Consider the following 13,104-nt stretch of genomic DNA (forward strand, 5'->3'; position numbering starts at 1 on the left):
AAGCACGAGCGCATTTCCCAAAAAAGGACAGATCATGCCCGTCGCCCCGCCCAAAGTTGCCGAGTTTCAGGACCGCCTGCTGTCCCTCGGCCTCGCCCGCGTTTCCGAGGCCGCCGCTCTGGCCAGCGCCAACCTGATCGGTCGCGGCGACGAGAAAGCCGCCGATCAGGCGGCGGTGAACGCCATGCGCGACCAGCTGAACCTGCTCGACATCAAGGGCGTGGTCGTCATCGGCGAAGGCGAGCGCGACGAGGCCCCGATGCTCTACATCGGCGAAGAGGTCGGCACCGGACAAGGCCCGGCGGTCGACATCGCCCTCGACCCGCTGGAGGGCACCACCCTCACCGCCAAGGACATGCCCAACGCCCTGACCGTAATCGCCATGGCGCCGCGCGGCTCGCTGCTGCACGCCCCCGATGTCTACATGGAAAAGCTCGCCATCGGCCCCGGCCACCGCACCGGCACCGTCACCCTCGCCATGACCCCGTCCGAGCGGGTCTCGGCCCTCGCCGCTGCCAAGGGCTGCTCCACCAATGACATCACCGTCTGCGTGCTGGAACGTCCCCGCCACGAAGAGATGATCGCCGAAATCCGCTCCACCGGCGCCGCGATCCGTCTGATCACCGATGGCGACGTGGCCGGTGTCATGCACTGCGCCGAACCCGACCTGACCGGCATCGACATGTACATGGGCTCCGGCGGCGCGCCCGAAGGCGTGCTGGCAGCCGCCGCGCTGAAATGCATGGGCGGCCAGTTCTTTGGCAAGCTCCTGTTCCGCAACGACGATGAACGCGCCCGCGCCCGCAAGGCCGGGATCGAGAACTTCGACCGCGTCTACACCCGTGACGATCTGGTGCGCGGCGACGTGATCTTTGCCGCCACCGGCGTCACCGACGGCAGCCTGCTGGCCGGTATCAAGCGCGAGCCCGGCCATCTGACCACCGAAACCATCCTGATGCGGTCGAAAACCGGCTCGGTCCGCCGCATGAACTATCGCAACCCGATCCGCCGCTGACACCACAGGGGCGCAGGCCATCCTGCGCCCCCTTTGCATTGCACCTTTCTGAAATACTCCCGCGCGGCGCGCGTCCCCCAGACGCTCCCGCGCGCCACATTTCCGGTTGAAGCGCCGCCCCGCTTGGTGCAGACCCCAGCCATGAGCCCACGCGCCTTCCTCAACGTAGACGCTTCCGTTCTCGGTCGCCGCTGGACCGGCCCGGAGACCGAAGAAGAGCGTCTGGCCGAGGCCATGGCGCAACAGACCCGGCTGCCGATGGCGCTGTGTCATACGCTGGTGCGGCGCGGCGTCTCGCCCACCGATGCCCCGGCCTTTCTTGCGCCCGTGCTGCGCGACCTGCTGCCGGACCCGCTGACCCTGCGCGACATGGCCCCCGCCACTGACCGCTTCCTGCAGGCGGTCAAGACGCGCCAACGCATCGCGGTCTTTGCCGATTACGATGTCGATGGCGGTGCCTCGGCCGCGCTGCTGATCATCTGGCTACGGGCGATGGGGCGCGAGGCCACGCTCTATATCCCCGACCGCATTGATGAGGGCTACGGCCCGAACGTGCCCGCGATGCAGGCGCTGGGGGCGGTGCATGACCTGATCCTCTGCGTCGATTGCGGCACCCTGTCCCACGATCCGATCGCGGCGGCGGGCTGTGATGTGGTGGTGCTCGATCACCACCTGGGGGCCGAGACTCTGCCCGCAGCGGTGGCGGTGGTGAACCCGAACCGGCAGGACGAGTCGGGCGATCTCGCCCATCTCTGCGCCGCGTCGGTGGTGTTCCTGATGCTGGTCGAAGCCAACCGCCGCCTGCGCGCCGAAGGCGTGCAGGGGCCCGATCTGATGGCGATGCTCGACCTTGTGGCGCTGGCCACTGTGGCCGATGTGGCGCCGCTGATCGGCGTCAACCGCGCGCTGGTGCGGCAGGGGTTGCGGGTGATGGCGCGGCGCGAACGCGCCGGTCTGGTCGCCCTCGCCGATGTCGCCCGCATGGATCAGGCCCCGACCCCCTATGCGCTGGGGTTTGTGCTGGGGCCACGGGTCAACGCCGGGGGCCGCATCGGTCAGGCCGACCTTGGCGCGCGCCTGCTGGCCACCGACGATCCGCGCGCCGCAGCAAGCATGGCCGCAAGGCTGGATCAGCTGAACGCGGAGCGGCGCGAGATCACCGAAAGCGTCCGCGAAGAGGCGATGGCGCAGGCCGAGGCGCGGGGTCTGGACGCGCCGCTGATCTGGGCCGCCGCCGAGGGCTGGCACCCCGGCGTCGTCGGCATCGTCGCCGCCCGGCTGAAAGAGGCGTTCAACCGCCCCGCCATCGTGATCGGGCTGGAGGGCGGTGAGGGCAAAGGCTCTGGCCGCTCGGTCGCCGGTGTCGATCTGGGAGCCGCCGTGCAGCGCGTGGCGGCCGAGGGGCTGCTGATCAAGGGCGGCGGGCACAAAATGGCCGCAGGCCTGACCGTGGCTCGTGACCAGTTGGAAGAGGCGATGGCGCGGCTGTCGGATCTGCTGGGCCGTCAGGGGGCTGGGACTGAGGGGCCGCGTGCCCTGCGCATCGACAGCCTGCTGATGCCCTCGGCCTGCACCCCCGGCTTTGTCGAACAGATCGAGGCGGCGGGCCCCTTTGGTCAGGGTGCTCCCGCCCCGCGCTTTGCCTTTGCCGATGTGGCGGTCGTGCCGCGCCGGATCGGCGACAAGCACCTGAAACTGGCGGTCTCTGACGGTATGGGCGCGCAGATCGAGGCGATGGCCTTTGGCGCCTATGACACCCCGCTCGGCCCCGCGCTCGATGGTGCCGGCCATCGCCGCTTTCATCTGGCCGGACGGCTGGAGCTGAACCACTGGGGCGGCCGGACCAAGGTGCAACTGCGCCTCGAAGACGCCGCCCCCGCCTCAGGCTGACAAGACGCGTTTTTCCTCTTGCGAGTCAGAAGCAACGTCACTACACACCCCCCACCGACAGCGTGGCCCGTTCGTCTATCGGTTAGGACACCAGGTTTTCAACCTGGGAAGAGGGGTTCGACTCCCCTACGGGCTGCCACTTCTTCCCAGATACCTTATGGCTGACTGTCCGTGCCGCATGACGGCGGCGACAGAATAGCCAAAGGCTGACCGCAATTGGCCGTTGACGCATTCGACCCGCGCCAGATGCTGTTACCACCGCAAGCTGCGCGCGCCGATCACGGCGGAGACCAGCGCGACACCCATGATCGCAAGACCATACCAGGTGACATAGAACAGCGGGCTGTCTTCGGTGCAGTGCAGCGCATAGATCGCCGCAGCAAGGCCGGATCCCGCCAGACCGGCGACGAACCCTGCCCGCAAAGGTGCTGTCACAGCGCCCCGTTGCAGAATGTAATGCAGGGCCGCGACCGGCAGAATCGACAACAGCGGGATCGTAACCAGACAGGTCGCCATCGTCTTGCCTACCGTCGCCATCTGGCGGGCATCTGATGGCGTGGTGACAAAGGCCCATAGCAAAACACCAAGAGCCGCGACGGCAACGGCCCCCAACGGCCAGAGTCGCGCCGTTTGCGGCCCTTCCGGTCGGGCCAGCAACAAGGCAAGCCGCGTGGCCGCAATTCCCAGTGCGCCTGCCAGCAAGATGCGGGCGACCGAAACCGGCGTCGCCAGAGCGGTCAACAGATCCGCCCGGAAACCCAGGCCAAACCAGAGCGTCAGCACAGCAAGCGCCAAAGCGGGCAGAAGGGCCAGCATCAGGGTTCTTTGCAGGGCGGGCTGACGCAGAGTGTCGGCGGCCAGCAGCCGGATCAGTTCATCGGTCTTCATTTCACATGCCTTTCCCGCAGGATGGCCAAAGTTTTCAATGCCCTGTGCAGGGCGACACGGACCGCGCCGTCACTCATCGTCAACGCCGCACCGGTTTCGGCCACGCTGCCGCCTTCCAGCCCTATCTTGCGGACGATCATGGCAGAGCGTCGGTCCAGCATCCCGATCATTTTGGCCATATCGGCGGCCTCGGTCGGGTCGGGCCCTGTTTCGGCGACGAGCACGTCAACAAAATCGTCAATCGGCAGGTCAATCTTGCGCCCGCGCGCCCGGAACGCGTCCACGATCTTGTGCCGCGTGATCGCGTAAAGCCACGGTCGAACCGGGGCACTACTGTCCCAGGTATGACGCCTGAGGTGAAGCGCAAGCAGAACCTCCTGCAGGACATCTTCGCAGCCAGCGTCACCCAGGTTCCTGCCTTTGGCCCGCACGATGCCCCGCAGCACCGGTGTCACGGCCTTCAGAAACTCTGCATAGGCGCGCGCATCACCCGCATTTGCGGCCGCAAGAAGCGGCTCCCAAGCATCAACCTGTTTTGCCATCACACTCTTTCACTTCGCCGCTTGGGCCGATTTGTTACATGACCATTTGCATTTCATGTGATGTCGTGATGCCCGTACACAAGATTGTTATGACTGTAACGCGCAGCCTGCGTTTCCGAACTGGAAGAAACGCTTTGAAAGCGCGCATCGGATGCGCGGGCAAGTCAGGGGCGCACCGGAATTGAGAGAGACCTACCTCAGTCAAAGATATGCGCCCCACCATCGCAGCGTGGGCCATGTGACCGTCAACCCTGAGCCGGAGACTGCCGGATGGAGCTGATCTTTGCCTATCTCGCCGGTCTGCTCACGCTGATCAACCCATGCGTCTTGCCGGTTCTGCCGATCGTCCTGGCCAGCAGCCTGCATCGCGACCAGCGCGCGCCGATTGCCCTTGCCGCCGGGATGTCTTTGTCTTTCGTGGTTTTGGGTCTTGGGGTGACGGCCATCGGGCCTGCCCTTGGGCTTGACACAGACAGCGTGGCGCATGCGGCTGCGCTGGCGATGGTGGGGTTTGGGCTGGTCATGCTGGTGCCTGCGCTGTCGGGGCGCTTTTCCACCGCCACAGCGGGCATTGCCGCCCGTGCAGATGCCCGGATCGACACAACCTCGGACGCCGGGCTTGGCGGGCAGGTTCTGTCTGGCGCGTTGCTGGGCGCGGTATGGAGCCCTTGCATCGGCCCCACGCTCGGGGCGGCCATCGCCCTCGCATCCACCGGAGAAAATCTTTGGCGTGCAGGTGCCATCATGACCGCTTTCGCATTTGGGGTGTCGACGCTGATCATGGCGCTCGCCTATGGCGCCAAGTCGGCCATCCGAAAGCGTCAGGCCCTTCTGCGCACCCTCGCCGAGCGGGCCAAACCGGTGATGGGGGTGACGTTCATTGCCGTTGGTCTCGCACTTTGGTTCGGCCTGCACCACGTGATCGAGCGCTGGCTGAACGAAACCCTGCCCGTCTGGCTGATTGATTTTTCCGTATCCATCTGACCCAAAGGAGCCACTCGAATGCACCGCCGCAACTTCCTGTCTCTGAGCGCAGGTTTGACCGTTTTCTCATTGGCCTCACGCGCCTTTGGTGCGACCCCTTACACCGCCGGCGCGGCCGAGGCAGCGATGGATGCAGGCAGGACCGTGCTGCTGGATTTCTGGGCCAGCTGGTGTTCGACCTGCGCCGCGCAGGAACGGGTGCTGGCGGCACTGAAGGCGGAAAACCCGGCCTATGAGCAAAACATCGCCTTTTTCATCGTGGACTGGGACGAGCATGGAAATGGCGCGCTCTCAAAAGCCTTGAAAATCCCCCGCCGCTCTACCCTTGTGGCCCTGAAGGGTCGGCAAGAACTGGGGCGGATTGTGGCAGGCACGTCAAAGGCAGATATCAAGGCCCTGTTGGACAAGGCCATGGCATCCGCCTGACAGGGGCGACAGCATCAGCAGCTGAAAACGGGGTGGTAAACTTTGCCATCCCGGAACTCTACCTCTTGTCAATTCCCGATTCTTTTTATAGGAAATCATCAATCCAGCTTTCTGCCAGATGTTCACCTGCCAAAGGAACACTGGCCATGCCCCGATTTCCCGACTCTCTGCGCGCGACCGATCAGATTGTCCCTGCCATGGGCTGTAGCGGGCGGCACCCCACCTTTTGCACCGCGATAGAGGCGCAGTCACGGTTTCCCGCCCGCCGGGCCGGACCGCGCATCGGTCTGGGGCTTTTCCCCGATCGGCAGAGACCATTCCCTGTCAGACCCGATGCCAGAAGGCAGGCGTGATGATGCAGGCGCATAAACCTACCCCCGACGCCTTTCCCCTCGACCGGCTGCATCTTGATGACAGGGCAAAGGGTGTTCTGGCCATCGTGCGGCATTTCCTGACCAGCTTTGGTGACCCCGAAACCCAGTCCTGGCAAATGGCCTTTGCGACCGCCGCAGAGCGCTGGAATGACCGGGATGGGCCGCAGACGGCGATGCGCATTCTGGCGGTGGTTCAGGCCATGCGCCGTGCCCGGCCGTCACCGTTCCGCTTTGGCAATCCGCTGTGTCTGACCTGCCGCGGCTGGGTCACCCCGGAAGAGGCCGATCTGATGGGCCTGATCCAGTCGATGCGCCGCGACCGGACCGATGTGGCTCGCGGTCATGTTGCGGCCCTTACGCTTGGCCGCATGGACCCGGATCTGATCCGTTGCGCGCTGGCGCTGGCCAAAACTCTGGGGCCGGTCAACACCACCGAAGCCCGCGCCAGACCGCAGCGCCCCACCCACCGCGAGGCGGCAATGCTGCACTAGGTCAGCCCGCACGGTCCGACTGACATTTGATGACGAAATCCATGCTGCTGCCCGTTTTTCACGAAATCCACTCCTCTGCCCTTTTACAGATCAACAGGCGGTAACCGCCTGCACCCGGCTAGCCCATTCGCCAGCAATCAGCAAAACAACGAATGGGACACATCATGGCACCACCCCGCATGCGCGGCCTGCTGTTGCGCAGTTCAACCGCGCTTTTACTGACACTTCCTCTCTCCGCTCCGGCACTTGCACAGAGTAAGGCCACGCAAAACAGCGATGTCATCGCACTGGACCCGATCACCGTCTTTGCCGACCGGATCGGCCGCACCTTGCGCAAGATTCAGGGCCATATCACCGTCGTCGACGGTCAGGATCTGCGCGCCCGCAACGTGCAGTCGCTGGAAGACCTGCTGCGCTACGTGCCGGGGGTGACGGCGGCGCGTCAGGTGTCGGGCGCTGACCCGTTCGGCGGGCAAACCGGGGTCCGCATCCGCGGGGTCGAGGGAAACCGGGTGCAGATGGTGGTCGATGGCGGTCGCATTCCGGAACGGATCATCGACGGCTCGCGTGATTATCTGGACATGAGCTTTACCAAACAGGCCGACATCGTGCGCGGGCCGTCCTCGGTCCTGTGGGGAGCCGATGCGCTTGGCGGGCTCTTGGCGCTGGAAACCATCGGGCCGGATGATCTGATCGCCGAGGGGCAAACCCGTGGCGGGCAGGTCACGCTTGGTTATGGCCAACTGACGGACTCAACCAATGTGGCCGTGGCCTTTGCGCAGAAATTCGGCCCGAATCTGGCGCTGATGGTGGGGCGGTCGCGCACGGTTGACCACGAGATGCGGCTGAAAAACGCCCGCGCCGATGGTGGCATCTATGGCTGTTCGCGCCCTGTCGCCTATGGCGGCGTAACCTGTGGCCAGTTCAACCCGCTGGACCGCACATCCGACCGGACGCTGGTGAAACTGGACTGGTCGATCAGCGACAGTCAGAAGCTGGGGTTCACCTTTGATCATCTGGACCGGCTGTCCGAGACCGACAACCGCCTGACGCTCGGGCCTGCGACCGGGGGCGCCTTTGTCATCGACAACCCGCGCAGCCGCGACATTTCCCGCACGCGCTATGCGCTGGACTATGAAGGCACATTCGAGGGGCCGGTCAATGAGGTCCGCGCCACGCTGGGCTGGACCCCATCGGGCTACAACCAGCAGGCGCTGCTGGTGCAACGCAACGCCGCGAACCAGACCACCCGCCAGATCGACTATGTGGATTACAGCGAAGACTTCCTTGAACTCGACGTGCAGGCAACATCGCGGTTTTCGCTGGGATCAAGCGATCACGTTCTGACCTTTGGCTTTGACGGCGACCGCACCAAAACCAGCTATGACCGCCGTCGCGTTCTGACCAATGTGACCACGGGTGCGACTGTGGCCAGTGTGCCCAGCGGTTTCAACTTTACCGATGGCACCACCCGCCGTGCCGATCTGTTCATTCAGGACCAGATCACCTTGCTGGATGGCAAGCTGGAGCTGACCCCCGGTCTGCGCTTTGCGACCTACCGGATGGACCCGACGCTGAACGATTCCGTCGTCGCCCACCCGTCGAACCCGACCACCACGCGCAAGGAACGCAAGCTGCTCGGCTCGCTGGGGGCGACCTATCATCTGAACGATACCTATTCGGTCTGGGCGCATTACGGCGAAGGCTTCAAGCTGCCGACATTCCAGCAGCTTTACACCTCGTCCACCTCTGGCTCATTCGATCTGGTACCTGCGCCGGGGCTGTTGCCGGAAGAGGTCAAGAGCGTTGAGATCGGTCTGCGCGGCGAATACGACCGGGGCTTTTTCGCGGTGAATGCGTTTCAGGCCGAATACGAGAACTTCATCGAAAGCTTCTACTTCGTCCCCGGAACCAACGACATCACCTATCGCAATATCTCGGCGGTCAAGACCTGGGGGGTGGAGCTGGAGGCGGGTTATGATCTGACCGATCAGCTGAAGCTGACCGGCTCGCTGGCCTGGATGGATGGCAAGGCACAGGCAACACCACAGGCAGACCAGACCCAGCATCTGGTGCCGCCGCTGACCGCCGTGATGGGGGTCAGCTATGAGGTGCCCGACCACAACCTGACCCTGCGGGCGACAACGACGCTGGCGCGCAAGGGCAAGCCGACCAGCGCCACCAACTTCACCCCGCCGGGCTATGGCGTGCTGGATCTGGGCGCAAGCTGGGGTGTGGCCGAAAACGCGGTGCTGAACCTGACGGTCAACAACGTGCTGAACAAGCGCTATTTCGACATGACCACCGCTGGCCTTTCGCGCACCCCGACTGTGGCGACGGCAAACACGGTCCCGCTGGAGCTCTACACCGGGCCTGCCCGCACTGTCGCGCTGACGCTGGATTACAGGTTCTGACCCACCCTCTGCTGTCACACCAAAACCGGGCGTCGCTGCAAGAAAATGCAGCGGCGTTTCTCAAGAAAACGGGGCGCATATGTTTGCCGGACTGAAACCAACTCTTGCGCGCGCAAGCCGTCTGGCGCGTCTGACCGCCACCGGGCCGGACGCATGGCGGGGCTTTGCGCTTTACGCTGTTGTGCTGGGGCTGAATTTTGTCGGGGTCTGGGTCGCCATTCAGCTGATCGCCTGGAACAAGGCGTTTTACGACGCGCTGGAGCAGATGAATGCCGCCGCGGCCCTGCGACAAGTGGGCGTGTTCTTTGCACTGATTGCCCTGTCGGCGGGCAGTTGGCTGCTGGCCGACTGGCTGCGCAAAAAGCTGCTGATCCTGTGGCGTGCGCGGCTGACCGGGCGGGCGCTGGATCTGTGGATCGGCAACCGCGCCTATTGGCTGATGCGCCCCGGATATAGTGCCGCTCCGGTGGAGAACCCCGATCAGCGGGTGGCCGAAGACTGCCGCCTGTTCGTTGACCGCCTGCTGGAATTCACGCTGGATCTGATCTCGGAACTGGTGTCGCTGGTGTCTTTCGTGGCGATTCTCTGGGCGCTGTCCGGCTTTGCCCTCAGCTTTACCGTCTTTGGCATCGGGATCGAGATTCCGCGTTACATGTTCTGGCTGGCCCCGGTCTATGTCGCGGCCTCGACCGTGATCACCCATCTGCTGGGACGACCCCTGAAAGGGCATTACTTCACCCGCGAACGCGCCGAGGCTGATTTCCGCCATGCGTTGATCCAGTTGCGCGACCGCGCCGACATGGTTGCCCAATCGGGGGGCGAGGCGGCCGAGCGCCGGCGGCTGGACAGCCGCTTTGCCGCGGTGGCCGCGAACTGGCACCGGCTGATCCGGGCCGAGCTGGTGCAGGGCCTGTTCGGCCGCCCCTACATGCAAACCGTGTTGCGGATGCCGACGTTTTTCGCCCTGCCCGCCTATTTCGCGGCGGCGATCACTCTGGGCGGGCTGATGCAGCTGGCTTCGGCCTTTTCCAATGTGACGACCACGCTGTCGTGGTTCATCTTTTCTTATCGCAAGCTGGCAGAGTTTGTGGCGGTCTGTGAGCGGCTTGATGGCCTGATGCAGGCGACCACCACCCTGTCGCCGCTGCCCGCCGCCCCGCGCAACATCCGGCGCGACGTGGCCGAAGATGGCGCGCTGCGCCTGTCCGCCCTGCGCCTTGCCACGCCCGAGGGTCGGTGGCTGGATGTCGTGCCCGACCGGGTGATCCGCCCCGGCCGGGTGTTTCTGATCACCGGGGCATCAGGTCAGGGCAAGACCACGCTGCTGGCCGCCATTGCCGGGCTGTGGCCCTGGGGCGAAGGCCGGATCGTGCGCCCGGCGGGGCGGTTCCTGTTCCTGCCCGCAGGCGCGCCGGTGCTGGGCGACGGGCTGATGGCCGCCGCCTGTCATCCGCTCGATCCCGCTACACTGGATACGTCCCGTATCATCGCGGTTCTGTCCCGGCTTGGCCTGAGCCACCGCCTTGCCTCAGGCGAGGGAGAGACCGGTCTGGCCGGTCTGTCGATGGGGGAACGCCAGCGGCTTGGCCTTGCGCGCGCCGTTCTGAACGCCCCCGACTGGCTGCTGATGGACGAGGCCACATCTGCCCTTGATCTTGCCGCCGAAGCCGATCTGCTGAGCTGGCTGCGCGCGGAATTGCCAGACACCACCCTCGTTCTCGTCGCCCACCGGATTCCGTCTGTTCTGAAAACGGATGACACCCTGCACATCGGCCCCACTGACCCCGAAAGGAAACTGGCATGACCACCCTGCACCCCGCCCCCCTCGCACCGCTGGACCAACCGCCGCTGGAGCGTCTGATCGGCGCCGCTCCCGGCAAGGTTCTGGAACGCCTGCCCCGGATGGGGAGAGTGATGGTGATCGCAAAGACCGGCGGGGCCACGCATGAACGGATCGGTGTTGTCGAGGCCGTGACACCCGAAGCGGGGCGGCTGCGTCTGTCAGGCGCGTGCCATGCGGCGTCAATTGATCCGGCCCCGGTGGCGCAGATCCTGATCGACCGCCGCTCGGTGATGCAGGGAAAGTCCTATCCCCGCCTGACGTTTCTGGACAGCTCCGGCGCGGTGATCGCCGCCGTCGTCAGCATGGACGGAGGCGAAGCGATGGAAGCCGCCCTGACCGGCTTTGCCCGCCATGCTGTTGCGCCAGAACCGTCGGAACCACCCACCTCCGCGCCCGAGAACCTGTCCGAAGAGGATGCAGGCTTTGTCCTGTTGAGCGCTTTGGCTGAAACGGCCGTGCCCGTAACCATTTCCGTCGAACAACCGGGGTTCACACAAGGCTGGCAGGGACGTATCGAAACCGTCCGGCCCGCGATGGGGTTCATCAACGTGATGACCCCCGATTTCCACCTGCATCTGAAAACCGGTGCCGTCACCAGCTGGCAGATCGTAGAGGGCAGACACATCGCGCTGAACGCTCTCGGCCAGCCGACAGGGCTGATCCTCGCGCCGGAGGCAGACGCATGAGCCAGCCGGTTTGGACAGTTGGCGGCAGCGCCATCACCCACCCCGCCCTGATGGCGCGTCTTGCCCCCTCCGACGCGGTACTGCTGGGCGAACGGCATGACCGCGCCGATCATCATCGCTGGCAGCTTTACGTGGCCGCCGGATTGCTGGCGCATCGCCCCATCGTGATGGGGTTCGAGATGTTTCCCGCCCGCGTCGACCCGGTGCTGGCGCAATGGGTGGCCGGTGCGCTGTCTGAATCGGAATTTCTGGAACAGGTGGGCTGGGGCACGGTCTGGGGCTTCGCACCCGAGCTGTACCTGCCGCTGTTCCGCTTTTGCCGGGACATGCGGGTGCCGATGGTCGGGCTGAATGTGGCGCGCGATCTGGTGCGCGCGACCGGCGCACAGGGCTGGAACGCCGTGCCGGACGCGTTGAAAGAGGGGCTGAGCGCGCCATACCCCTCGCCCGACGCCTATCGCCGCTTTGTTTTTGACCTGACCGGGGGGCCGCGCCCAGACCGCGTGGCAACCTCTGCCGCCGACCCGGCCTTTGACCGTTTCATCCGCGCGCAAGAGGTCTGGGACCGCGCCTTTGCCATCCGGCTGCAAAGCGCCACCCGCCTGCCCGGCACACCGCTGGCGGTTGGCATCATCGGCATGGGGCATCTGCAATTCGGCGGCGGAGTGCCCTGGCAGATGGCCGATCTAGGACTGCACAACGTACAGGTGTTGATCCCCCAGGATGCCGGAACCCCCTATCGGGAGGGCGCCGCCGATGCCGTCTGCACCCTTCCCACCGAACCAGAGGTGCCTGCATGACCGTCGCCACACCGATCCGGCCAAAGGCCACCATGACCCTTGGCCATGTCGCACAAGTGCTGGACCTGTCGCCGAATTTCCGGCGCCTGCGGCTGACCGGCGATTTCCGGCGGTTTCTGACCGGGGGGTTGCATTTCCGGTTCATGATCGGGCCAGAAGGTGTTGCTCTGCCAGTGGAAACCGAAGCCGGGCTCGACTGGCCCGGCGGGCCGGAGGCCTGGCACCGCCCGCCCTATACCGTGCGCGCGATGGATCCGCTGGGAAACTGGATCGACATTGACATCTTTCTGCACGCGGGTGGTCGTGTGACCAACTGGAGCGCCGGATTGAAACCAGGCGATCCCGTGGGCCTGACCGGGCCGGGGGGCGGTGGAACCATTGCTGCAGATTGGGTCGGACTGATCGGCGATGAAACCGCCCTTCCCGTCATCCTGCGGATGATTCAGGCCTTGCCCGCAACCGCTTGCGGACAGGCCTTTGTCTGCGTACCAGACCCCGGCGATGTGCAGCAGGTGGCTCTGCCCCACCGGCTGCGGCTGGTCTGGATCATCGGGGCATCGGTGGAGGCACCCGTCGCTTTGCTGGACAGGCTTATGCTGCCGCCGTCCCGCCGGTTCGTGTTTTTCGCGGGCGAGAAAGCGCAGGCCGAGGCCGCGCGGCTCTGGATGACACGGGCAGGCTTGACCAAGGACGAAAGCCGCGCGGCCGCCTACTGGACCAGATAACGCCATCGCAACAGACCACCTGCCGC

The 13,104-nt window shown here is 65.1% G+C and carries 12 protein-coding genes and 1 tRNA gene; 11 read left to right on the plus strand and 2 right to left on the minus strand.

Annotation, left to right across the window (positions count from 1 at the left end):
* Window positions 1-34: 34 nt before the first annotated feature.
* From glpX to D1012_RS13000, 3 genes are all read left to right on the plus strand, one after another.
* On the plus strand, window positions 35-1,015 hold the full coding sequence (glpX, locus tag D1012_RS12990; RefSeq protein ID WP_118152905.1) for a class II fructose-bisphosphatase: 981 nt from the start codon (window positions 35-37) through the stop codon (window positions 1,013-1,015).
* A 141-nt stretch (window positions 1,016-1,156) separates the two neighbouring features.
* Window positions 1,157-2,905 (plus strand): single-stranded-DNA-specific exonuclease RecJ, encoded by a 1,749-nt coding sequence (recJ, locus tag D1012_RS12995; protein WP_118152907.1) that lies wholly within the window; start codon window positions 1,157-1,159, stop codon window positions 2,903-2,905.
* Window positions 2,906-2,969: 64 nt separating this feature from the next.
* Window positions 2,970-3,044 (plus strand) — tRNA-Glu (locus D1012_RS13000).
* 113 nt (window positions 3,045-3,157) lie between these two features.
* Here the strand turns inward: D1012_RS13000 and D1012_RS13005 are convergent.
* Both D1012_RS13005 and D1012_RS13010 read right to left on the minus strand, forming a co-directional pair.
* The gene (locus tag D1012_RS13005) at window positions 3,158-3,793 is read right to left on the minus strand and encodes an NrsF family protein (RefSeq protein WP_118152909.1); all 636 of its coding nucleotides are present in this window, start codon (window positions 3,791-3,793) and stop codon (window positions 3,158-3,160) included.
* Window positions 3,790-4,335 (minus strand): sigma-70 family RNA polymerase sigma factor, encoded by a 546-nt coding sequence (locus D1012_RS13010; RefSeq protein WP_118152911.1) that lies wholly within the window; start codon window positions 4,333-4,335, stop codon window positions 3,790-3,792. The genes D1012_RS13005 and D1012_RS13010 overlap by 4 nt, the downstream gene beginning before the upstream one ends.
* Before the next feature lie 270 nt (window positions 4,336-4,605).
* On the opposite strand from D1012_RS13010, the gene D1012_RS13015 reads away from it, so the two are divergent.
* The 8 genes from D1012_RS13015 to D1012_RS13050 all read left to right on the plus strand — a co-directional run bounded on the left by D1012_RS13015 (window position 4,606) and on the right by D1012_RS13050 (window position 13,078).
* A complete protein-coding gene (locus tag D1012_RS13015; RefSeq protein ID WP_118152913.1) occupies window positions 4,606-5,319 on the plus strand; it encodes a cytochrome c biogenesis CcdA family protein in 714 nt (237 codons plus the stop codon).
* Window positions 5,320-5,337: 18 nt separating this feature from the next.
* Window positions 5,338-5,745 carry a thioredoxin family protein gene (locus D1012_RS13020; protein WP_118152915.1) on the plus strand — a complete coding sequence of 136 codons (408 nt, stop codon included), beginning with the start codon at window positions 5,338-5,340 and terminating at the stop codon, window positions 5,743-5,745.
* A gap of 352 nt (window positions 5,746-6,097) precedes the next feature.
* The gene (locus D1012_RS13025; protein WP_118152917.1) at window positions 6,098-6,610 is read left to right on the plus strand and encodes a hypothetical protein; all 513 of its coding nucleotides are present in this window, start codon (window positions 6,098-6,100) and stop codon (window positions 6,608-6,610) included.
* Between the two features lie 164 nt (window positions 6,611-6,774).
* Window positions 6,775-9,024 carry a TonB-dependent hemoglobin/transferrin/lactoferrin family receptor gene (locus tag D1012_RS13030; protein ID WP_118153329.1) on the plus strand — a complete coding sequence of 750 codons (2,250 nt, stop codon included), beginning with the start codon at window positions 6,775-6,777 and terminating at the stop codon, window positions 9,022-9,024.
* 79 nt (window positions 9,025-9,103) lie between these two features.
* Entirely contained in the window at window positions 9,104-10,828 is a 1,725-nt protein-coding gene (locus D1012_RS13035) for an ABC transporter ATP-binding protein/permease (RefSeq protein WP_118152919.1), read from the plus strand.
* Window positions 10,825-11,553: a hypothetical protein gene (locus D1012_RS13040; protein ID WP_118152921.1), complete on the plus strand. Its 729-nt coding sequence runs from the start codon at window positions 10,825-10,827 to the stop codon at window positions 11,551-11,553. The genes D1012_RS13035 and D1012_RS13040 overlap by 4 nt, the downstream gene beginning before the upstream one ends.
* Window positions 11,550-12,353, plus strand: coding sequence for a ChaN family lipoprotein (locus D1012_RS13045; RefSeq protein WP_118152923.1), 804 nt, complete (start codon window positions 11,550-11,552; stop codon window positions 12,351-12,353). Before D1012_RS13040 ends, D1012_RS13045 begins: the two co-directional genes overlap by 4 nt.
* A complete protein-coding gene (locus tag D1012_RS13050; protein WP_118152925.1) occupies window positions 12,350-13,078 on the plus strand; it encodes a siderophore-interacting protein in 729 nt (242 codons plus the stop codon). Before D1012_RS13045 ends, D1012_RS13050 begins: the two co-directional genes overlap by 4 nt.
* Window positions 13,079-13,104: the final 26 nt, after the last annotated feature.

The organism is Pseudotabrizicola alkalilacus, assembly GCF_003443995.1.
GTDB classification, from domain to species: domain Bacteria; phylum Pseudomonadota; class Alphaproteobacteria; order Rhodobacterales; family Rhodobacteraceae; genus Pseudotabrizicola; species Pseudotabrizicola alkalilacus.